The following is a 21,421-nucleotide window of genomic DNA, read 5'->3' as shown; positions in this document are numbered from 1 at the left end:
CGAATAGGCACGCGCCTCAAGTCCCAGCGCTGGCGCTCATCAACCGCATCATTCTCGCCGCGAGGCCGGAATCGCGGCGCGTCGGCGCATTCACCGCCTGCGCGAAGATCTCCGCCGAGCCGATCACCTCGATCCGGCGCTTGGCCCGCGTGATGGCCGTGTACACCAGCTCGCGCGACAGCACGCGCACGAAGCTCCCCGGCAAGACGAGCGCCGCCTCGTCGAACTCCGATCCCTGCGACTTGTGGACCGTGAGCGCGAACGCCGTATCGTGCGGCGGCAGCGCGGCGGGCGAGACGTAGCGCACCGAGCCGTCGGCCATGCGGAAGGCCACGCGAAGCGCGCCGTCCGCGCCCGGCAGCGCAATGCCGATATCGCCGTTGAAAAGCCCGAGCGCGTAGTCGTTGCGCGTGACGATCACCGGCCGCCCGGCGAACCATTGTGCGCCGAGCGCAAGCGCAATGCCGGCTTGCTCCCGCACTTTTGCCGCGATGCGGGCGTTCACTTCGTCGACGCCGCGCGGGCCTTTGCGCGTCGCGCACAGCACGCGAAAGCGGTTCAGGGAGTCGAAGAGCCGGGCTTCGTCGGCCTGCGCGGTGATTGAAGCGGAGCGCCGCGCCTCGAGTACCGAGGAGAGCGCGTCGGCGTATGGCGCGAATCCTGTCGCCAGATGCGCGAGCGTGCGCTCGGAAAGCACGGCGTGCGCGTCGTCGAAGAGAACGGCGGCTGCGTCTTCAACTGTCGCGGGCGATTGCCGGATATCGAGCGCTGCGAGGGCAGCCTGCGCATCGCCGTCGCGGATGGCGATCGACAAGCGGCCGATCGCCGAATCCAGCCCGAAGCGGTAATTGCGCGCAAGCCAGAGGACGCAATCGGTGAGCGGGGCGTCGGTGTGGCTCGGATCGTCGGCCGCGGTGCGCCTGTCGTTTTCGCTGGGTTCGTTCAGATTAGCGTGCTGTTTGGGCACGTCGCGTTCCCTTTGGCCGTCATGCTCGTTGTGGCCGTGGTGCTCGTGGTGCCGATCCTGCTCACTGCGTCGGTCCCGCTCGCTGTCGTCGGTTTGCTCGACGCGCTGGTTTCCCTCGTCGCGGTCTTTACGCTCAACTCGACGGTCGCGCTTATCAGACTCATCGGCTTCGCGTTGCTCGTTGAACTCGTCCCGCCGTTCGCACTCGGCGTTGTCGACCCGCTCATTGCGCTTGTCCGGTGCCTTCCGCTGACTTCTCTCGTCGTCGACGTTCCGCCGCGCCCCGTCGCCAGGTTCGTCTTCCGGATACGTCTCCGTATCGATGGTCGCGAAAAGGTCGGCGTAGCCTTCGTCATCGAAAACGGCTTGCGTGCGCGACCCCGATCCCGCGCGCAACGCCGCAGCGCTACCGGCCGGCCCAACGGGAGTTCGCTCATCGCGTCGCGCGTCTCGCGGCGCGAGCAGGTCGCCCTTGTCTGCGCTTTGCTCCGCTCCGACCGCTTCGCCATCCCAATCGTCATCTGTCGACGAAGCCGCAGCCGAGCCCGACGGCAACGCCGCCCGCAAGCGCGCGTAGTCCACGCCGAGCGCCTCGGCGATGCGCCGCGCGCCGCCCTGACTGAACGACGGCTGCGCGCTCAGTTCCGCGAACACCGCGCCCGCCTCGACCGCGGACAGCTGGTCCTTGTCGCCGAGCATCACGAGCCGGCTCGTCGGCGCGACGGCTTCGAGCAAATGCGCCGCGAGCGCGACATCGATCATCGACGCTTCATCGACGACGATCACGTCGTACGGCAGCGGATTGTCCCGATGATGCCGGAAGCCGCCATCCGGCAGCACACCCAGCAGTCGCTGCAGCGTGAAGGACGTGCGCGGCAAGCGTTGCGCGAGTTCGGGCGGGAGCTTGTCCGCGCGCTCGATCAGCGCCTCCTGCATGCGCTGCGCGGCCTTGCCGGTCGGGGCGGCAAGCGCGATGCGCAGGTTGGGATCGGCGTCGAGCAGACAGGCCAGCACGCCGACCACCGTCGTCGTCTTGCCCGTGCCCGGACCGCCGCTCACGATAGTCAGCCGTCCCGCCAGCGCCACGAGCGCCGCGACGCGCTGCCAGTCGATGTCATCGCCCGCGCTCGGCCCGAAATAACGCGTAATGCGCTCGGCGTGCGCCGCAAGCTCACGCCCGGACACCGTGATCCGCGCGGCCCACGCCCGCTCGACGAGCGCGAGCGCGAGACGCCGCTCGTAGTCGAAGTAGCGCGCGAGATAGAGGCGGCCGTCCTCGTCGATGACGAGCGGCAGCAAATCCGCCGCCTGCATCGGCGACTGCGTGCGCGCGAGGCTCGCGACGCCGCTCGCGAGCAGCGCCTCGCGGACCTCGCGCGCGCGTCCGCCGTGACGGCGCGCGACCGCGGCGAGCGGCATGCACACGTGCCCGAGCGCCGTCGCGCTGCTGATTGCGAGCGCCGCGCGTTCGGCCCACGCCACTGCGTTTGCGTTCGCACCGGAACGCCGCGACAGTTCGGCCATGCGCCGCGCGAAACCTTCGGCCAGTGCCGCGCTTTCGTCCGCGAAACGCGATGCGGGCGCGGTCGACTCAATGGTGCTCATGCCGCGCCTCCGGACATCAGCCGGTCGTGCGCGGCGCCTTCGTCTGCGAAGCGCGATGCCGGTGCCTTCAGGTTCATCGTGCTCATGCCACGCCTCCGCACATCAGCCGCCGGAGCGCAGCGCCCTTCATCCGCGAAGCGCGACGCCGGCGCGTACAACGGGACCTTGCTCATGCCACGCCTCCCAACATCAGCCGGTCGAGCGCCTCGACGAGCGCGAGCGGCGGGCGCCCGCGATGCACGCCGCTCGGCGCGCCGCTGTCGTCATCGCGCCAGTTGGGTCGCACGCCACGCACGAACGAATACAGATAGCCGCCGACGTGCGTTTCATAGTCGTATGCAGCGAGCCGCGCGCGCAGATACATGAGCCGCCGGAGCGCAGCGCCTGCGTCCGCGAAGCGCGATGCGGGCGCGTTCGACTCGATCGTGCTCATGCCACGCCTCCACACATGAGCCGCCGGAGCGCAGCCCCTTCGTCCGCGAAGCGCGATACCGACGCGTACAACTGGATCGTGCTCCGCCACGCCTCCGCACATGAGCCGCTCGAGCGCAGCGCCTTCATCCGCGAAGCGCGATGCCGGCGCGTACAACTGGACGTTGCTCATGCCACGCCTCCAAACATCAGCCGGTCGAGCGCCTCGACGAGCGCGAGCGGCGGGCGTCCGCGATGCACGCCGCTCGGCGCGCCGCTGTCGCCGTCGCGCCAGTCGGGCCGCACGCCACGCACGAACAAATACAGATAGCCGCCGACGTGCGTCTCATAGTCGTATGCAGCGAGCCGCGCGCGCAGATACCGGTGCAGCGCGACTACATAGACGAGCGCCTGAAGGTGATACGCGTGATGCGCCATCGCTTCGGCGAGCGGCGCGGCGCTGTAGTCCGCGGCGCGCTCGCCGAGATAGTTCGACTTCCAGTCGATGATCCAATAGCGCCCGTCGTGCTCCACGATCATGTCGATGAACCCCTTGATGAAGCCCCGCAACGCGCCCGCCTCCAGCGCGACGTCGGGATAGCCGTGCGCGGCGAGAATCCGCCGCAGCGCCGCGAAGTCCAGCGACGGCGCGGGAAAGAGAAACTCCAGCTCGTTCATGCGACGCGCGGGCGGAATCTGCGACAGCCGAAGACCCGGCGCGATCTCGGTCGAGAGCGTGTCGGCGAGCAGGCGCTGCATCATCGGCCGAAGACGCCGCGCGAGCGGCTCAGGCGCGGGCGTCGGATGCTCGCGCAACGCGCGGTCGATCGCATCGGCCCACGTCGCAGGCTGCGTGAAGTCCGCCAGTTCGTACATGCGATGCAGACATTCCCCCGCCGCCGCGCCGCGCGGGAACGCGAGGATGTCGTCGTCGGCGAGCGCGGTCTCGTCGCGCGGCGCGGCTTGCTGGAGAACCGGCACGTCGAGGTCGGCGAGTTCGTCGTGATCGGGCCGCGCGTCGACCGGCTGCGGCTGATTCGCCTCGTCGCGGACGCCCGCCGCGATCAGCGAACTGAAGCTCGCCATGCGCCAGCGGTCGCGCAACAGGCGCTGATTGGTGCGCGCGGTCATCTCGTGCGAGCCGGCGGCCTCGGCGGCGAGCGGCTCGCGCGCGCCGATCACCGGCAACGGCGCCACGCCGATCGCGCCATCCGCCTGCGCTTCCAGCGCGTGCCACGCCGCGACGATTCCCGCTTCGTCGGGTGGCTCCTCGCAGAACGCGTCGAAGTCCTGCCCCGCGCCCGCGACGAGCCAGTTGAGCACGCTTCGCCGCGACTCCTTCGTCGACTTGTTCGAGACGTTCGACATATACACGCCCGCGACGACATAGCAGCGATACACCGCCCGCGTCAGCGCCACGTAGACGAGGCGCGCGCGCTCGGCCGCCTGCTCGCGGGCGATGGCGGCGCTCACCTCCTTCGATTCGTCCTCGTCGATGCCGTAGTGCAGCACCGCCTCGCCCGCTTCGTCGTGATACTCCTTCGCGTCGGGCAAGCCGGACTTCGGCGCGTCGCGCGATGCGCCGTCGTTCAGGAACGGGCAGAACACGACCGCGTACTCCAGCCCTTTCGACTTGTGGATCGTCACGATCTGCACGAGATTGCGGTCAGACTCCAGCCGCAACTGCGCGTCCTCGCCGCCGCCTTGCTGGGCGCGCTGCGCGGCCAGCCAGCGCAGCGTCGGCGCGATGCCGGGCTGCTCGGCCGAGCGCGCCTGCAACAGTTCCGCCAGATGGTTGATGTTCGTGAGCCTGCGCTCGCCGTCCGGCCGCGTGACGAGGCGCGCGGCGATCGACAGTTCGCGCGTCAGCGTGCGCCACATCACCGCGAAGCCGCGCTCGTGCCAAATGGTGCGATAGCGCGAGAAACGCTCGACCCAGTTCGTTGAATCATTGGCGCCGTCATTCGAATCCGCTGCGGAGACCGCATGCTCCAGACGCCAAAGCGCGCCGGCATCGAGCCCGAACCAGTCGGTCGCGAGCGCGGCGCGCAGCCGCCGCAAGTCGCCCGGCGTGTCGATGGCGGCGAGCACGCGTTCGATCTGCTCGGCGTCGAGCGAGCCGAACACCGACGCCTGCGCGAGTTCCACGCTACCGACGCCCCACGCCGCGAGCACGCGCTTCACCATGCTGCCCTGCCGGTGCGTCTGCACGAGCACCGCGATATCTCCCGCGCGAAGCGGCTCGTCGCCGATGCTCACTTCGCCGCGTTGCGCGCCGCGCAAGAGCCGCGCGATTTCGGCGGCGCACGCTTCGGCCGCATCGCGCTGCGCGTTCCCCTTCGAGAGCGCCGAATCGCCGTGCGGCAGCATCCACACGCAAAAATCAGCGAAATCGGAGTACGCGGCGGCGGGCGTCGCATCGACGAACGGGCCGCGCGAGCGCGTGCCCGCGCGCACCGGCTGATAGTCGAGCCCTTCGAGGATGAACGCCGACGGATTCGCGCCGAACACGCGGTTGCACGCCTCGATGATCCGCGCCGTCGACCGCTGGTTCACCGCAAGCGTGTAGCGCGCGCTCGCGCCCTCGCGCGCCGCGAGATATGTGTGGAGATCGGCGGCGCGAAAGCTGTAAATGGCCTGCTTCGGATCGCCGACGAGAAAGAGCGGCCCGTGCGGCGCGAAAACGCGATTGAAGATGGCGTATTGCAGCGGGTCCGTGTCCTGAAACTCGTCGATGAGCGCCGCCGGATAACGCTCGCGCAACGCCTCGGCAAGCCATGCATGTTTGACGAGCGCGTGATGCAGGTTCGAGAGCAGGTCGTCGAACGAGACGACGCGGCGCGCGCGCTTTCTTGCCGACAACTCGCCCGGCGCGTAGTCGAGCCACTCGCGCACGAGATCGAGCCACAGCGCGCGCTGCGACGCTTCTGCAGCAGCGGCTGCCGCGGCGAGCGTCTCCGCGTGTTCGAAAAACGGATGCGCGGGCGGCGTGTGCTTGACCTTCGTGCCCTTCGCCAGCGCCGACGCGGTGATCTTCAGCGCGTCTTTCGGCGGCGGCGCGTGACAGTCGGCATCGGCGAAATACTCGGCCCACGCGTCGATGGCCGCTTCGATCATCGACCGTTTGTGCGAGGTCTGCTTCAGCATGGCCTCGGCGTCGAAGAGCAGCTTCGCGATCGCGTCGCGCTCGGCGTGCCACAGCGCGCAGGCTTCGTCGAACAGCGCCTTTGCGTCGGCCGCTTCGGCGGCTTGTCCATCGGCGAAATTGCCCCAGCGCAGTGTCGCGAGCGGTTTCTTCAGGCGTCGCGCGAGCTGTGCATCGAGCGATGCAGGCCCCGCGCCCTTCGCGACAAGCCACGACGCGAACGAAGGCACGCGCGCCGCCGCAGGCTCAACGCGCTCGCGCCAGAAATCGGCGGCGAGTTCGAAGCGCAGCGTGCTGTCGTCGGCTTCCATGTCGAACGCGAACGGCATGGCGGCGGCGAACGGCGCTTCCTGCAATGCGCGCTGGCAGAACGCGTGGATCGTGTGGATCGCGGCCTGATCGAAGCTATGCAGCGCGATGCGGATGCGTTGCAGCGCCTCTTCCGGGTCCATCTGTTCGAGCGTGGTTTCGAAGAGCCGCTCGATGAACGGATCGCCCGCCGCGTCGCCGTTTTCGATGGCATGCGCGACACCCGCGAGCCGCGTGCGAATGCGCTCGTGCAGTTCGGCGGTCGCGGCCTTCGTGAAGGTGACGACGAGGATGCGCTCGACGCTCAACTGCTCTTCCAGCAGCAGGCGCACGTACAGCGCGCAGATGTTCCACGTCTTGCCCGTTCCGGCCGACGCCTCGATCTGGTTGACGCCATCGAGCCCACAGGCGAAGACGTCGAGTTCCCGCACGGTTTCGTGATTCACAACGTCAGTCATGGTGGTCATGCGCCGCTCCGCAGATGCTCTCGAAGCGGTTCGAAGACGATGCGCGCGAGCGCGGCGAAGCGTTCGTCGAGCGCTAGAGATTCACCGCGAAACACGATGCGATACGCCGGATCGTCGGACTCTGCGCGCGTGCGATCGGACTCCCACGCGGCATGCGCTTTGGCATCGCCTTCGGTCAGCTTGAGCCATGCGCTCTTCGGAAAGAAACGCAGCGGCATGCGTCGTCCCGCGCGATACAGCGCCGCGAGCGTGCCGAGATGCGCGAGCGGATCGGCGACGGGCGCAAGTTCGAAATCCGCCGACTGCGCGCCGCGCCCGTGCCAGATGGTGCGGCGCGGACCGTCCGGCAGCGCCGCGCAATAGGCCAGATGCGCGAGCCACGCCGACAGGTAATCGCGGGCGCGCGGCTGATCGTAGCGGTAGATCACCTGCCCTTGCGGCGTCAGTCGACTCAGCGTGCCGGCGAGCGTGAACGGCCGCTCGTCGATGAGCGCGTCGTCGTACTTCGCGAAGAGTGGCACGCCGGCCGTGTCCGGCCAGCGCGGCGCGATGTCGAGCACGAACGGCAGCCGCGTCACGCCTTCCGCCACCGACACGCGGATGCGGTCCGCCAGATGCGCGAGCGCGTGCATCTCGCGCGCCTGCCAGACCGCGCCCGTCGCGCCGCCCGGCATCTCGGGGCTCGTGCGCGCGACGTGGCGGGCGCGTTCGCGGGCGCGCGCGGCGGCATCGTCCGTGGCATCCAGCAGCGACGGCAGCACGCGGGCCGCGAGCGCATCGCGGCCCGCGAAGCCCAGTTCGAACGGCTCGGTGATGTCGAGCTCCGCATCGGCATCGACGAGCGCAATACCCAAGCGATCGCGCAACAGGGCCCGCGCCGGGTGCCGCCAGAAGCGCACGAAGTCGTCGAACGCGACGATGTCTTCGTCCTCTTCCTGCGGCAGCGGCGCATCGAAGAACGGCGGGCTGCCCTGCGTGCGCCCTGCCGCGAGCGCGCGCGCCAGTTCCGCCCGCTCGGGCTCGTACGTGAAAAGGCGGCCGCCGGGCTCGAAATACTCGGGCGCGAACGGCTGAAGCGGATGCTCGTGGACGAACAAGGCGCGCGCCTCGCGCAGCGCTTCCGGCGCCGCATGCTTGCCCACGACCGCCTGCGCCAGATAATCGAGCAATTCGTCGATGAGCGCGGCAGGCGGCAGCACGGCGTTGTCGCGAATGCTGCGCCCCGTGTACGCGATCATCAGCCGGTCGCGCGCGGCCAGCATCAGGTCGAGGAAGAGATTGCGCTCGTCGTCGCGCCGCTGACGGTCGCCGAGCTTGCCGAAGCGCGCCATCAAATCGAACTCGTCGGCGCGCGCGAGGCTCGGCAGCATGCCGTCGTCCATGCCGAGCAGGCACACGACGCGATACGGCAAGCCGCGCAAGCTCGTGAGCGACGAGAACGTGACGCCGCCCCACGGCACGCCGCCGCGCGCCGGATCGTCGAGCGTATCGGTGAGCGCGGTGCGGATGACGGCGGCCGGCACTGGCGTATCGCGCGCGCCTTCGTCGATCGCGGCGATCAGCGCGTCGATGGCGTGGCGCACGTCGCCGATGGTGTCGTTGAACGCGACGCCTGCATCGAAGAAACGTTCGAGCGCGCCTTGCAGCAACTCGCCCCACGCACGCGCGTTGCGCGGCGTTTCGATCTCTTTCGCGAAGGCGTCGATGTCGTCGATGAAGCGCGTCAGCCGCCCGAGCAGTTCGGCCTCCGAGCCTTGCGCGCCTTCCACCGGCAACCAGTCCGCGACCGGCGCGCCGCCGCCGGGCAGCGCATAGCCGAGGTAGAGCCGCGTGAGCGCGTCTGCGAAGGTGTGGCGCGCGGCGGGCACATGCTCGCTCGTGACCTCGTCGGGCCGCAGCCCGCGACGCGCGCCCGCCTGCGCCAGCCACTCCTGCGCCGTTTCGAGCGATGCGGCGTCGATGCCGTAGCGCGTGGCGATCGCATCGACGCGCAGCCATTCGATCAGCTCCGGCGCACCGACGCCGCGCTCGGCGAGCGCGAGCCAGTCGAGCATCGCGCGCGCGACGGGATTCGCCTGCGACGGCGGCAAGCCCGTGATGCGATACGGAATGCGCCGCCGCTCGTGGCTCGCCCCGGCGGGCGCGGTGCCGAAGATGCCGTCGATCAGCGGGCCCGCCGCAGCAAGATCCGGAAAGGCGACGAGCACGTCGGACGGTTCCAGGCCTTCTATCGAGTCGAACCAGTCGAGCAGGCGATCGTGGAGCACTTCCAACTGCCGCGAGAGGCTATGGCAAACGTGGACTTCGACGCCCGTATCGACGATCTCTTCCGGCAGCGGCGAGGCGTTGTCTTCATCGAGCGTGAGGATGCCGTTCTGCACGCGCGCGAGCCACGTCGGCGCGGGGTTCTCTTCGAACAGTTCGCGTTCGCTGGACGCGGTGCTTTCCGTCAGCTCGTTGAGCATATGCAGCTGCGCTTGCGTCTGCCGGCCCCACTCCGCGAGCAGCGGATGACCGACCTCCTGAAAGTCCGCCTCGCCCTTCAGCTGCAATTGCTCGACGCGCGCCTCGCTCACGATGTCGAACCAGAATTCGCCGCACGGATTGAGCGCGTAGATACGCACGTCGATCCAGCGCGACAGCTCGCGCAAGAGCGCGATATGCAGCGGCGGCATGGTCGGCAGCGCGAAGACGCTGATGCGGCGCGGCCACTCGGCGCGCATCGCGGTATCGAGGTCGAAGCGCGGCGCTTCGGCCAGAAAACGGTAAGCGGGCGGCGTCGGGTCATGCTCGCGATCGGGCGCTGCGAGGTCTTCCAGCAACGCGCGCCACAGCGCCGCCTGCCAGTGTTCGTCCTGACGCTGGATGTCGCTTGCGCCGGCAAGACGCGGCCCGCGCGCGTCGATCTGCGCGCCGCCGCCCGCGAGGATCGAGCCGCCTGCCTGCCAGTGCGTGAGCCATTCCGGGCGATACGTCAGATAGTGATCGAACACCGTCGCGATGCGGCGCGCGAGTTCGTAGCGCATTGAATCGTCGGCGGCGTTCAGATACGTCGACAGGCGTGGCGCCTCGCGGAACGCGGGTTCGTCGAACAGGCGATAGCAGCGCCACGCGAGCCGGTCCGGCGCGAACGGCGAATGCGCGGGAACCGGCAGCACGCGCCCGATTTGCGACCATAGCCACTGCGCGAGATAGCAGAACTGCACGTTCGCGCAGATGCCGAAACGCTCGGCCATGTCGAGTTCCAGGCGGCGGCGCACGGCCGCGCTCGGCACGATCACGGCCTCGCTCGCGCACGGATCGCTCTCGCGCATGGCGAAGGCGTCGAGGTCTTCGAAGAGCGCGGCAGCAAGCGTCTCGTGGCGATTCGAGTAGAAGAGTTCGAGCATGGAAGGCGGTCGGGATGCGCGCTGAAAGCCGCGAAAGGCAAAGCTTTGTCAAATCAAGCGCCAGCATAACAAAGGGTCGCGCGTGCCGAGAACTCGGCCATTCGGCCGAGGTCCGAAGGCCCGGTGAGTTGGGTTAGACTCGACAACGCCGTTGCCCGCCCCCGAGCGTCCACACAGGAAGTCGATGCGTTACTCGTTCGAAATCAGGAAGTTCATCTACAGCCAGTACTTCTTTGGCGGCTTGCGCTGCGCGCTCGGCATCTCGCTGCCCGCAGTGCTCATGCTCACGGTGTTTCACAACCGCGAGCTCGGCTTCACCATCGCGACGGGCGCGCTCGGCGCATGCGTCGTCGACATGCCCGGCCCGCTCAAGCACAAGCACAACGAGATGCTGGCGTGCACGTTCATCGGCTTCTTCTCGGCGCTTGCCACCGGCATCGCGACGGCGCATCCGCTCACGCTCTGGCTGACCGTGGTACCGCTCACCTTCGTGCTCTCGCTGATCGTGGTCTACGGCAACCGCTGGCCGCAGATCAGCTTCGCCACGCTCTTCATGATGATCGTGACGCTGGAAGAGCATTTCACGCCGATGCAGGCGCTCATCAACGCGTCGTGGATTCTGCTGGGCGGGCTCTGGTACACGTACTGGGCCACGCTCGTGTCGCATCTGCTCGTCTATCGGATCGAGCGGCAGGCGCTCGCGCAGAGCATCTTCAGTTGCGCGGAGTACCTTCAGGCGCGCGCCGAGTTCTATGACAACGACGCCGATCTCGACGAGTGCTACAGGAAGCTGATCGAAAAGCAGATCGCGGCGGTCGAGCAGCAGGAAGGCGCGCGCGACATCGTGCTGCGCAATCTGCCCAAGGTGAAAAGCGGCAAGCTGGATGCGCGGCGCGCGCGGCTATTCAATCTGTTCATCAACATCGTGGATCTGCACGAGTTCTTCGTGGGCGCGCACACGGACTATCCGCTCGTGCGCAAGACGTTCGCGGGCTCGGACGTGCTCGTGTTCTATCGCGACCTGATGCGCAAGGCGGGCGAGGACTTGCAGGAGATCGGGCTCGCGGTGCTGCAAAATCGTCCGGCGCCGAAGCAGATCAGCACGAAGGCCGAACTGCGCGCGATCGAATACGAACTGGAACTCATGCGCAAGCACGCGCTGCCGGAGAAGAATCCCGAAGCGTATGCCGCGGCGGCGGCAGTGTTCCGGCGGCTCTGGAGCGCGACGCGCCTCATCGACAAAATGCGCCGCCGCACGCGCGACGACGCGAGCCCGACCGAAACCGAATTGCAGATCGACCACGCGCTCTCGCGATTCATCTCCAGCCGGCGCGTGCCGTTCAGGCAGATCTTCTCGAACCTGACCATGGCATCGCCGAGCTTTCGGCATGCGCTGCGCGTGACCATCGCGGTGGGCGTCGGCTTCTGGCTCGGCAGGCTCTTGCCGCTCACCAATGCGTACTGGATCGTGATGACCACGGTCATCATCCTGAAGCCCGGCTATTCGCTCACCAAGCAGCGCAACACGCAGCGGATCATCGGCACGGCGATCGGCTGCGCGGTCACCATCGCGCTCATTCTGCTCGTGAAGGACCCGCACATTCTGCTGGTCGCCATGTTCGCGTCGATGGTGATGAGCTACAGCCTGCTGCTTTTCAATTACGCGGGCAGCGTCGTGTTCACGTCCAGCTACGTGTTGCTGATGTTCCACCTGCTCGCGCCGGGCAGCTTGCGGCTCATAGGCGAGCGGGCCATCGATACCGTCGTCGGCTGCGCGATCGCCATCGCAGCGAGCCACCTGTTCCCGTACTGGGAATATCGGCTGATGGGCAAGCTCGTGAAGGACCTGCTGGCCGCGACGCGTAATTACCTCGAAGCCAGCTGGGGTTGGAAGGCGAAGGCGGCAGCGGGCGCGGCGCGCGCGGCGGCCGCGGCAACGGCAACGGCCGCGGCAACCAGCGCGCCGAGCGCCGTCTTCGCCGACGGTCAGGCGCGCGCCGCGTTCGCCTCGTCGATGCAGCCGGTCTCCGTCGCCGCCGAAGCCGCCAGCGAGCCATCGGAAGCCACCGCGACGGCCGAAGCCGAAGCGGTCGCGGCTAGCGCGATCAAGGCCGCGAGCGCAACGGCCGAGCGGCTGTCGTCGGCGGGCATCGGCGAGAGCACGGCTGCGACCGCGAGCAAGGGCGCATCGGCCGCCGCCACGGTCGTCGCGTCCGCGCTCGATCGCGACTACGGTTATCGCCTCGCGCGCAAGAACGTGCACGTCGCCTTCGCCAATCTCGCGCAGGCATTCCAGCGCATGATGCTGGAGCCGAAGGCGCAGCAACGGTATGTCGCCGAGCTCAACGATCTGCTCGTGCAAAGCCACGTGCTCGCGTCGCAGATCACGGCGGCCGCGCCGCTCTTGCAGTCGCTCAACGGCGCGGACGGCCAGTCATTCGAACCCGTGCAGCGCGCGTTCGCCGTCGTGCGGGACAACTTGGCGGAAGCGCAGGCCGTTGTCTCCGAGGAAGACGGGGCTGCATCGCCCGATGCGATCAAGACGCTCCGTCGCGATCTGGATTCCATGGTCGCCGCAGCGGAACGCGCGCAGAGTCTGCCCGCCGATGCCATTCAGGATCTGAAACTACTCGCGCATCAATGCAAGCAGATGCTCACGGCGTCGGCGCTCATCCGCAAGGACGCGACGCAGATTCATCTACCCGCGTAAATGAAACGCTTTACTGCGAGGCGCCGGTGGCCGGCAGTGCCGGACGCGCGTCGCTCGCGGCGGCGGGCGGAGCGTTGTGTTCGTCAAACTCGCGTTTGTCGCGGATCGCGTTGAAGAGCAGCGTAAAGATCACCAGCAGCACCACGACCACGATAAACACGGTGATGCCCAAGGTCGGATTCTTCTTGCGCGGGAGGTTCGGGCGGTCTTGGCGAGGGTTGTCGGTCATGGCGGGCGGAGCGGCTCGTTGCGGATTTCGAGATAAAGCCAGCATCGTACCCGCACTGCTTTTCAGTTGGATTGCGGGCCGCTCCCGTTATTTCGCCCGGCGAACGGCGTGCGTGAAATTGACTGCTGCATCGCCCGGCTTGTACGAAGCGCGCCCGAATGGCCATACTCAACGCGATTCCATGCGCGTCCGATTCCGGCGAGGGCTTGAAGGGGCAAGACCGGAATACCTAGTGACCGGACGTGTTGCGCCGCCCTCCCCGGGCGGCTTTTTCTTGCGCGTCCTAGGTTGCGAGTTCAGGCGTCGGCGGCGGGCCGCACCGGCAGCGCCGTCGAATACTTGATTTGCTCCATCGCGAAGCTCGAACTGACGTCGTAGAGCGGCACCGCGCGAATGAGCTGCTTGTAGACGCGGTCGTAATCATCGATATCGGATACCACCACGCGCAGCAAGTAATCCGTCTCGCCGCTCATTCGATACACCTCGACCACTTCCGGGATGTCGCGCACGGCGCGCGTGAATTCGTCGGCCCAGCTTTGCGTGTGCTGATTCGTGCGTACCGCGACAAATACGGTCGTGCCGACGCCGAGCTTTTTCGGATCGCACAGCGCGACCTGCGCGCGAATCACGCCGGTCTCCTTCAGACGCTGCACCCGCTTCCAGCACGGCGTCTGCGACAAATTCACCCGCGACGCCAGTTCCGCGATAGGCATCGTCACGTCGCCTTGCAGCAGTTCGAGCAGCTTGCGGTCGATGAGGTCCATTCCCATACTGCACCCCCGATAGGAAAATTTTCTATTTTTGCTTCTCCGAGCGGAATTATATGGAAACCGTTTCCGGATGCAAGCCGGTATAAATTCGTGATCGACATCACCGGCACGCACGTCATCATGAAACCCGAACTCGCCACTCAACGCAGCGTGCATTTCCCGGCTGACCGGAATGCTGCCGTCACCCGCCTGTGTCACGAAATCGATGCCGCGCTCCATGCGGCGCAAGCCGATGGCGGGATGTCGTTCGGCGTGCGTCTGCATGCGGCGCTCTCCCGCGCGATCGCCGATCCGGCGCTTCTGCGTGCCGATCAGCGCGCCGGCAGTCCGCAGGGCTACCAGCGTCATCTGCTCGCCGCCGATCCGCTCGGCCGTTACGCGATCGCCGCGCTCGTCTGGGAGCCGGGGCAGTCGAGCCCCGTGCATGCGCATCGCACATGGTGCGGTTATGCGGTCATCGACGGTGCGCTCGCCGAGACGCAGTATCGCTGGGACGCGAACACGCATCGCGCCGTCGAGACGCGCCGGCATCCGCGCGAAGCCGGCGCCGTGTCGTATGCGGACGCGGGACGCGGCGCGATTCACCAGCTCCGCAATCCGGCCGACGCGGCAACGCGCGCCGTATCGATCCACATTTACGGCGTGGCCGGCGAGCATATCGCCACGCACGTCAACGATCTTCTCGCCGCCTGATCGACCGGTCGACTCAGCCTTTGCCGGGCTCGGGCGCCGTCGTGATCTGCGGCGGAATCGGCACCGAGAGGTCCGTGGCGGGCGGCGCGGGCCGCGGCTCGTGCGATACGTCCACGGCCTTGACCGTCGCCGCCGGGCCCGACTCCGCGTCGGCGAGCGGTGGCTCGTCGTCTAGCCAGATGCGCTTGGCCTTCGCCGCGTGGGCCGCATCGCCCGCATCGTGCACGCCGCGCTGCGCCATCTGCACCTGCATTTGCGGCACGGGAATCTCCATGCCCGCTGCGTCCATTTTCCGCTTGATGCGCAGATTGAACGCGCGCGCGACGCTCCATTGCAGAAGCGGCCGCGTCTTGATCTGGCCTTTGACGACCATCCAGTTCGGATCGAAACGGTCCAGTCCCCACACCTCGACCGGACCCAGCATCTCGCGCCGATAGCGCAGATCGTCCATGAGCTCGGCGCCGACCTCGCGGATCATCTCCGTCACTTCGTCCACGTCCGCCGAGAACGGCACGCGCACTTCGAACACCGCGTAGGCGAAGTCGCGCGACAGGTTCTTCACCGTCTTGATCTGCGAAAACGGAATGGCGTGAATGGCGCCCTGCCCGTCGCGCAGCCGCACGGTGCGTATCGTCAGGCTTTCGACGATGCCCGCGTGACCGCCTTCCACTTCGATCGAGTCGCCGACCGAAATGGTGTCTTCGATGATGATGAAAAGCCCCGTGATGAGATCCGCCACCAGCGATTGCGCGCCGAAGCCGACCGCAAGACCGATCACGCCCGCGCCGGCGAGCAGCGGCGTCACGTTCAGCCCGAGATTGGCCGCCGTCACAATGGCCGCGACCAGGAAGAGCACGACGAACACGACGTTGCGCAACAACGGCAGCATGGTGCGCGCGCGCATGCTCGGCCCGCGTCCGCTGCGCCGCGCGGAATCAGGCTTGAGCGCCTCCTGAATGCCGGTGTCGATCAAAATCCACACGAGCCACACGACGAAGAACGTCAGCACGATCATGCTGACCGCGTGCGTGATGCCGCGCGCCGCCACGCTGCGCTCGGCCATCTGCGCGAGCGAGAAGCCCCAGAAGCGCGACGAGACTTCGAGAAACGCGAGCCAGATGCCGACGACGATCATCGTGCCGACGAACTTCACGAGCCGCCGCACATACGCCGATTGACGGCGCGGCCTGCGCGATTTGGGCCGCGTGATGCGAATGACGATAGCCGAGAGGAAGAACGCGACGACGAGCAAGCCGGCCGTGGCGATCGCCATTTGCAGCACGTTTTCGGACGTGCCGATGCCCGCGAGCGTCGCCACCACCGACGCGCACGCGAGCAGCAAGAGCGGCACTTGCCACAACGACGCGACGACGTCGAAGGTTTCGGTCGCGGCCTTGCGCGTGTTGCGCTGCTCGTAAGTGCGGCTGCGGATCAGATGCGCGACGGGCCGCTGGAACGCGAGCGCGAAGTACGCGGTGAGCCCGGCCGCGACCATGTTCGCGAACGTCGAAATGAGCGCCGACAGATTAGTGCCCAGTTGCTGCGCGACGTCGTAATTGGCCGCGGCATCGCCGAGCGCGCCGAACGTGCCGATAGCGAACAAGAGCCGCCGCGCGTGCAGAATGAGCACGTTCACCGCGACACGCCGGTGCGCCGACCCGAAAAGCGAGAACATGATGAGACAGATCGCCGAGAACACCGCGCCCGCGACGATCGCGTAGGCGGTGACCATCGCGAGCGTCCGGCCGAGCGACTGCGGCATCATGTGCACGAACGTCAGCGCCGCGACGAACGCGAAGAGATAGGGCGCCACGCGCCGCATCGTGAAGAGAAGCAGCTCGCGCGTGGTCGGATTCGAATGCAGGCCGGCTTCGATGCCATAGCGCCTGTGCACGCGGCGCTGCAGGCTCACGAGCACAAACGCGCAGGCGCCCCAGCCCGCGAGCGTCGCGAAGTAGTTGAAGAGCGTGCGGCCGAAGGGCTCGCGGCTCTGGCTCGTGACGATGGTGAAGAGCTCGTTGCCCGCCGCGTTGAAGCGCCCGCTCCAGTACGCGACCGGCGTCTTGCCGCGCTTCACGTCCGCTTCTATGCTCGTCAGCGCCGACGCAATTGCGCCGAGCAAACCGGCGTTCTGCGCGATGGCGGCCACCACGGATGAGGCCGCGTTGGTCGTGGCGATCGGCGGCGTGGTCGGCGACGGCGCGGCAGCGTCCGTCGATGCCGGCTGCGTGGCGGCGGCGGTTGCGGTCGGCGGCGCGGCCGCAGCGGCTTCGGCCGCGCGCTTGGCGTCGCGTAGCTTCTTCAGCTGCGCAACCAGCGCGCTGCGCTGACGGTCGCTGTCGAGCGTCGAAATGACGGTGTCGAGCGAGCGCACCATATCGGCATCGGAGGGAACGGACGCGGATGCGCCCGATGCCGCGTCGGCTGACGCTGCCGGCGCGGGCGGCGCGATCAGTTCCTGGAGCGACGGCAGGTCGAGCGCCGGCGCGGCTTGTGCGGCGGGGATCGTCAGAGAGAAAAACGCGATGAGGATGAGCGTCGTCAAAAACGATATCGCACGGATTCCGGGGATGTCCGTCTGCTGTACGCCGCGCCGCAGCGCGAGAGCGGAGATCCGGGATATCGCGACGAACGCCAGCGCGCCGCGATCCGCGAGCTTGCGTAGTTTCATAACGGTCTCGATTTCCGAAAGACCGCCAGTTTAGCGGCTGAGCTGCGCGCGCCGCGCACTGTCGAGGTAACCGAATGTTAAGCGCGCCTATTCGAGCGGCCGCTTATTTATCCATGTCCGTGCGCGTGCCGGCATCGCTCGCCGAGTCGGAACCCGAGGCCTGCGTGCCCGATGCGCCGCCGTCCTTGGCCGACCACTCCTGCAACTTGCGGCCCGCCGTTTGCAATCCCGCGCCGGTGGCGCTCGCGGCATCGGCGATGGCGGCGTTCGTCGCGCTCGCCGCGTTCTGCAGATTCGCGCGCGCCGACGCGGCCACGCTGCTCGCGGACAAGTCCGGCGCGGAGCCGGCGTGATCGAAACTCTGTTGTGCCGACTGCTTCGCTGCGTCGACCTTCTGGCCGACATAGCTCGCCGCCTGATCGAGCTTCTGCGTCGTCTGACTCGCAAGATTGTTGTAGGCGTTGGCGGCCTGGCCGGCGGCGGCGTCGTGCTTCTCGCATGCGGCGAGCACGCCGAGCACGGCGAGCGCGAATGCGATACGCGCGACCGGAGTCATCGAGTTGGGCTTCATGGTCCTGCCTCCTGCTTCATCCTGAAATTCGGGCGCATCCCGAAACGCGGGCTCATCATACGCCTCGAACCCGGCAACTCGCGAAAGCTTGCATTGCAAGCGAACTGCGGCGACTTCGGCGCGGCGCCGGACGCGCTCAATAGAATGTTTCCTCTACATTTAGGACACTTCTGCTTTTGGCATCGTTCGGTCCGGTCTATATTCGCCGCAGTCTCGCCCCTCCCACCGAAACCCCGCCATGATTTACATGAACCTCGCCATCGCCCTCGTCGCTGGGTTGATGCTCTTCGAACCCTTCACGCGCGCCCCCGTCTCCCGTTTCACCACGCATCGCATGCGCCGCATTCTCGCGAAACGCTCGTACTATCAGGCGGGCGGCGCCTTCTTCGCCGCGCTGGTGGTCGCAACGAGCCAGCCCGCGCCCGAACGCGTATCCCCGCTCCTCGTGATGGGCGTCGCCTCCGCGCTGCTCGCAGCGAGCCTGTACTGGATCGTGCGCGGCAAGCTGCTTCTCCGGCAACGTCGCGTGTTCACCGAACTGCACTGACCTCTCCGCGCGGCGCATTCTGACGCCGCGCTCGCCTGTCGCGCGAATTCAATAAACACTCCATACGTTTTCGGCGTATATTCGTGCCGAACCGGCTCAAAAGCACCCGACGAAAAAAAAGGCGCCACGTTTCCGTAGCGCCTTAAAAGTTCTAGCCATTCCGAGGGCCGTGCTAGAACCTGAGAGACTGTGATCGAAGCCTGGAGCGGAAAGCGGTCGCGCACATCGCCCAGTCCTTTCGAAATCGGATTCCATTTTTTCCGGGATCACTGCTCAAGTCAAGCAAAATTTCAGCGTCCGGGCATCTGCCCAACGATGTCTTTCGGAATCGGTTCCGATTACACCGACTCGGCGCGTGCGGCTTATCATCCGGCCTTGCATCGCTTGCAAGCTTCAGGCGTCGCCTGAATGGAATGTTCCACTCAGCATTCGAAACGATGTTTCACAAAAAGATGCCCACGATGAGCGACCGGTCGTCCAGCCGCACGAAAACGAAAGACAGGGATAGCGACGAAGTCACCGCCCTTGCGCGCGGTCTCGATGTGTTGCGCCGCATTGCCGCTGCGGACGCCCCGGTCAGCAACCGCGAACTGACCGAATGGACCGGCATTCCCAAACCTACCGTATCGCGGATCACGGCGACGCTCGTCGGCGCGGGACTGCTGCTGCGGCTGCCCGACAGCGAGCGCTTCGTCCTGACCGCGTCGGTGCTGGAACTCAGCAACGGCTTCCTGCGCAACTTCGACATCCGGGCGCGAGCGCGGCCGTTTCTGATCGCGCTAGCCGAACGGACCGGGCTCAGCGTGCATCTGGCCGTTCGCGACCGGCTCGAAATGGTCGTCATCGACGCCATCCGGCCGCGCTCCGCCGTGCTCGTCTCGCGGCTCGAAGTGGGCGGCCGAATGGACCTGAGCCGCACGGCGGTCGGACGCGCGTATCTCTCCGTTCTGTCGGACGCCGACCAACAGGCGCTGATCGGCAGCCTACAGACCGCATCCGGCGACGACTGGCCGAGCATCGCCGGCGGCTTGCAGCGCGGTCTCGACGACGCGCGCCGCCGTGGCTTCGCAATTTCGCTCGGGGAATGGCACCACGGGCTAAACGCGGTGGCCGCGGGTTTCGTCGGGCCGTCGGAGGAGCGCTATTCGGTCAACTGCGGCGGCGCGGCGCACCAGTGTCCACACGAGACGCTGATCACGACCGTGGTGCCCGCCCTGCTGGATTGCGTCGCCCAGATCGCGCGCGAGATCGGCGGCACGGCGGGCGCCGCGCCATCTGCCGTAAGCCATTAAACTTACGCGCTTTGCCGCACGCGTCCGGGCCTTTGCCGACGCGTGTAACGCTCGTAATCATCCGAAAGAAAGCCCGGTGGACGGGCATGGGCGCGCGACGTAGCATCATGCTTCGCGCGCACCGGGGCCGCGCCGGACTTCTGACTCAGGCTGTGTCCAGCCTGAAACGCGCGGGCCGCGCCCGCCGCCTTTCCCCGGCTCTCCCCCGACCGCATCGCGAGATGCCGCCCATCCGCGCCCCGTACGACAGACTTGGAAAGACCCAGCCACCACACGATGGACGACCGAAAGAACCCTCCCGCCGAGCCGCGCACGACGCCCGCGCGCCCCGCCGATCCCACTCCGACTGCCCCGCCCGTCACCACCGCCGCGCCGCGCCGCCGCCGTCTCGTGCCGCTCGTCGTGGCCGTCCTGATCGTCGCGGGAGCGGTCGCGTGGTGGCATCCGTGGAATCGCGGCGGCACAGCGGGTTCGCCGCAGCAGGCGAGTCAGGGCGGACGGCGCGGCGGCGCGAATGCGATGAACCAGCCTCAGCCGGTGCATGTGGCGACCGTGTCGCAGGGCGAGATGCCGGTCGTCATCAATGCGCTCGGCACGGTCACGCCGCTCGCGAACGTCACCGTCAAGACGCAGCTCAACGGCACGCTGATGGAAGTCGCGTTCCGCGAAGGTCAGATGGTCAAGAAGGGCGATCTGCTCGCGCAAATCGACCCGCGCCCCTACGAGATTTCGCTGCGCAACGCGCAAGGCACGCTCGCGCGCGATCAGGCGCTGCTGCAAACCGCGCGGCTCGATTTGCAGCGGTATCAGACGCTGCTCTCGCAGGACTCCATCGCCAAGCAGCAGGTGGACACGCAGGCCTCCCTCGTCAAGCAGTACGAAGGCGCGGTGAAGTCGGATCAGGCCAACGTCGACACGTACAAGCTCGATCTCGCCTATGCGCGCATCACGGCGCCGGTTTCCGGGCGCGTGGGCTTGCGCCAGGTCGATCCGGGCAACTACGTGACGACGGGCGACACCAACGGCGTCGTCGTCATCACGCAGTTGCAGCCGATCAGCGTGATCTTCACGACCTCGGAGGACAACCTCGCCGCGATCATGAAGCCGCTGCGCGCGGGCGTGAAGATGTCGGCGACGGCCTATGACCGCGCGAACACCACCGCGCTCGAATCCGGCTATCTCGAAACCGTCGACAACCAGATCGACACGGCCACGGGCACCGTGAAGCTGCGCGCCACCTTCGACAACAAGGAAAACCGGCTCTTCCCGAATCAGTTCGTGAACACGAAGCTGCTCGTCGACGTCATCAAGAACGCGACCATCGTGCCGACGTCGGCAGTGCTCAACGGCTCGTCCGGTTCGTTCGTGTATGTCGTGAAGCCAGACAACACGGTGACCGTGCGCAACGTGAAAACCGGCCCGGTCGATGGCGAGCGCACGAGCATCAAGTCCGGCCTGCAAGTGGGCGAGCGCGTCGTGATCGACGGCTCCGACCGCCTGAAGGAAGGCGCGAAGATCGCGATTCCGGCCGAACGCGCCAAGGCTGCGTCGGGGGCGTCGGGCGCATCGGCCGCGGCGGCAGCTTCGGGCGCATCGGGCGCGCAGCACGGCGGGCATCATCGCCGTCAGCAACAGCAGCAGTGAA

At 67.2% G+C, this 21,421-nt stretch carries 12 protein-coding genes and 1 pseudogene; 5 read left to right on the top strand and 8 right to left on the bottom strand.

Annotation, left to right across the window (positions count from 1 at the left end):
• Positions 1-16 precede the first annotated feature (16 nt).
• The 4 genes and pseudogenes from JYK05_RS26265 to recC all read right to left on the bottom strand — a co-directional run bounded on the left by JYK05_RS26265 (position 17) and on the right by recC (position 10,293).
• Positions 17-2,572 (bottom strand): AAA family ATPase, encoded by a 2,556-nt coding sequence (locus tag JYK05_RS26265; RefSeq protein WP_241269846.1) that lies wholly within the window; start codon positions 2,570-2,572, stop codon positions 17-19.
• Between the two features lie 169 nt (positions 2,573-2,741).
• Positions 2,742-2,933, bottom strand: a pseudogene (locus tag JYK05_RS04360) (hypothetical protein); the annotation flags it as partial.
• 239 nt (positions 2,934-3,172) lie between these two features.
• Entirely contained in the window at positions 3,173-6,895 is a 3,723-nt protein-coding gene (gene recB / locus JYK05_RS04355) for an exodeoxyribonuclease V subunit beta (RefSeq protein WP_371826413.1), read from the bottom strand.
• 5 nt (positions 6,896-6,900) lie between these two features.
• Complete coding sequence (gene recC / locus JYK05_RS04350) at positions 6,901-10,293, bottom strand: exodeoxyribonuclease V subunit gamma (RefSeq protein ID WP_206467894.1); 3,393 nt, start codon at positions 10,291-10,293, stop codon at positions 6,901-6,903.
• A gap of 184 nt (positions 10,294-10,477) precedes the next feature.
• Between recC and JYK05_RS04345 the strand changes: the two genes are divergently transcribed.
• On the top strand, positions 10,478-13,003 hold the full coding sequence (locus JYK05_RS04345) for an FUSC family membrane protein (protein WP_206467893.1): 2,526 nt from the start codon (positions 10,478-10,480) through the stop codon (positions 13,001-13,003).
• A 10-nt stretch (positions 13,004-13,013) separates the two neighbouring features.
• On the opposite strand, the gene JYK05_RS04340 is transcribed toward JYK05_RS04345, so the two are convergent.
• Together JYK05_RS04340 and JYK05_RS04335 are read right to left on the bottom strand one after the other, a co-directional pair.
• Positions 13,014-13,232 (bottom strand): hypothetical protein, encoded by a 219-nt coding sequence (locus tag JYK05_RS04340; RefSeq protein WP_206468213.1) that lies wholly within the window; start codon positions 13,230-13,232, stop codon positions 13,014-13,016.
• A gap of 296 nt (positions 13,233-13,528) precedes the next feature.
• Positions 13,529-13,996, bottom strand: a complete 468-nt coding sequence (locus tag JYK05_RS04335; RefSeq protein ID WP_206467892.1) for an Lrp/AsnC family transcriptional regulator — start codon at positions 13,994-13,996, stop codon at positions 13,529-13,531.
• A 96-nt stretch (positions 13,997-14,092) separates the two neighbouring features.
• On the opposite strand from JYK05_RS04335, the gene JYK05_RS04330 reads away from it, so the two are divergent.
• Positions 14,093-14,695: a cysteine dioxygenase gene (locus JYK05_RS04330; RefSeq protein ID WP_371826401.1), complete on the top strand. Its 603-nt coding sequence runs from the start codon at positions 14,093-14,095 to the stop codon at positions 14,693-14,695.
• 13 nt (positions 14,696-14,708) lie between these two features.
• Here JYK05_RS04330 and JYK05_RS04325 read toward each other — a convergent pair whose 3' ends face one another.
• Entirely contained in the window at positions 14,709-17,366 is a 2,658-nt protein-coding gene (locus JYK05_RS04325; RefSeq protein WP_206467891.1) for a mechanosensitive ion channel family protein, read from the bottom strand.
• 103 nt (positions 17,367-17,469) lie between these two features.
• A complete protein-coding gene (locus JYK05_RS04320; protein ID WP_241269845.1) occupies positions 17,470-17,937 on the bottom strand; it encodes a hypothetical protein in 468 nt (155 codons plus the stop codon).
• A gap of 238 nt (positions 17,938-18,175) precedes the next feature.
• On the opposite strand from JYK05_RS04320, the gene JYK05_RS04315 reads away from it, so the two are divergent.
• From JYK05_RS04315 to JYK05_RS04305, 3 genes are all read left to right on the top strand, one after another.
• The gene (locus JYK05_RS04315) at positions 18,176-18,484 is read left to right on the top strand and encodes a hypothetical protein (RefSeq protein WP_206467890.1); all 309 of its coding nucleotides are present in this window, start codon (positions 18,176-18,178) and stop codon (positions 18,482-18,484) included.
• 452 nt (positions 18,485-18,936) lie between these two features.
• Entirely contained in the window at positions 18,937-19,776 is an 840-nt protein-coding gene (locus JYK05_RS04310; RefSeq protein ID WP_206468210.1) for an IclR family transcriptional regulator, read from the top strand.
• Between the two features lie 276 nt (positions 19,777-20,052).
• Positions 20,053-21,420, top strand: a complete 1,368-nt coding sequence (locus JYK05_RS04305; RefSeq protein ID WP_206468209.1) for an MdtA/MuxA family multidrug efflux RND transporter periplasmic adaptor subunit — start codon at positions 20,053-20,055, stop codon at positions 21,418-21,420.
• The last annotated feature ends 1 nt before the right edge of the window (position 21,421 follow it).

This window comes from Caballeronia sp. M1242, from assembly GCF_017220215.1.
GTDB lineage: Bacteria > Pseudomonadota > Gammaproteobacteria > Burkholderiales > Burkholderiaceae > Caballeronia.
This window is presented reverse-complemented; position numbering and strand designations above follow the sequence as displayed.

What these genes read in the sequence shown, in the direction of transcription:
- JYK05_RS26265 (WP_241269846.1), bottom strand. Translation starts at nt 2,572, where the DNA reads ATGAGCACCATTGAGTCGACCGCGCCCGCATCGCGTTTCGCGGACGAA.
- recB (WP_371826413.1), bottom strand. Translation starts at nt 6,895, where the DNA reads ATGACTGACGTTGTGAATCACGAAACCGTGCGGGAACTCGACGTCTTC.
- recC (WP_206467894.1), bottom strand. Translation starts at nt 10,293, where the DNA reads ATGCTCGAACTCTTCTACTCGAATCGCCACGAGACGCTTGCTGCCGCG.
- JYK05_RS04345 (WP_206467893.1), top strand. Translation starts at nt 10,478, where the DNA reads ATGCGTTACTCGTTCGAAATCAGGAAGTTCATCTACAGCCAGTACTTC.
- JYK05_RS04340 (WP_206468213.1), bottom strand. Translation starts at nt 13,232, where the DNA reads ATGACCGACAACCCTCGCCAAGACCGCCCGAACCTCCCGCGCAAGAAG.
- JYK05_RS04335 (WP_206467892.1), bottom strand. Translation starts at nt 13,996, where the DNA reads ATGGACCTCATCGACCGCAAGCTGCTCGAACTGCTGCAAGGCGACGTG.
- JYK05_RS04325 (WP_206467891.1), bottom strand. Translation starts at nt 17,366, where the DNA reads ATGAAACTACGCAAGCTCGCGGATCGCGGCGCGCTGGCGTTCGTCGCG.
- JYK05_RS04320 (WP_241269845.1), bottom strand. Translation starts at nt 17,937, where the DNA reads ATGAAGCCCAACTCGATGACTCCGGTCGCGCGTATCGCATTCGCGCTC.
- JYK05_RS04315 (WP_206467890.1), top strand. Translation starts at nt 18,176, where the DNA reads ATGATTTACATGAACCTCGCCATCGCCCTCGTCGCTGGGTTGATGCTC.
- JYK05_RS04310 (WP_206468210.1), top strand. Translation starts at nt 18,937, where the DNA reads ATGCCCACGATGAGCGACCGGTCGTCCAGCCGCACGAAAACGAAAGAC.
- JYK05_RS04305 (WP_206468209.1), top strand. Translation starts at nt 20,053, where the DNA reads ATGGACGACCGAAAGAACCCTCCCGCCGAGCCGCGCACGACGCCCGCG.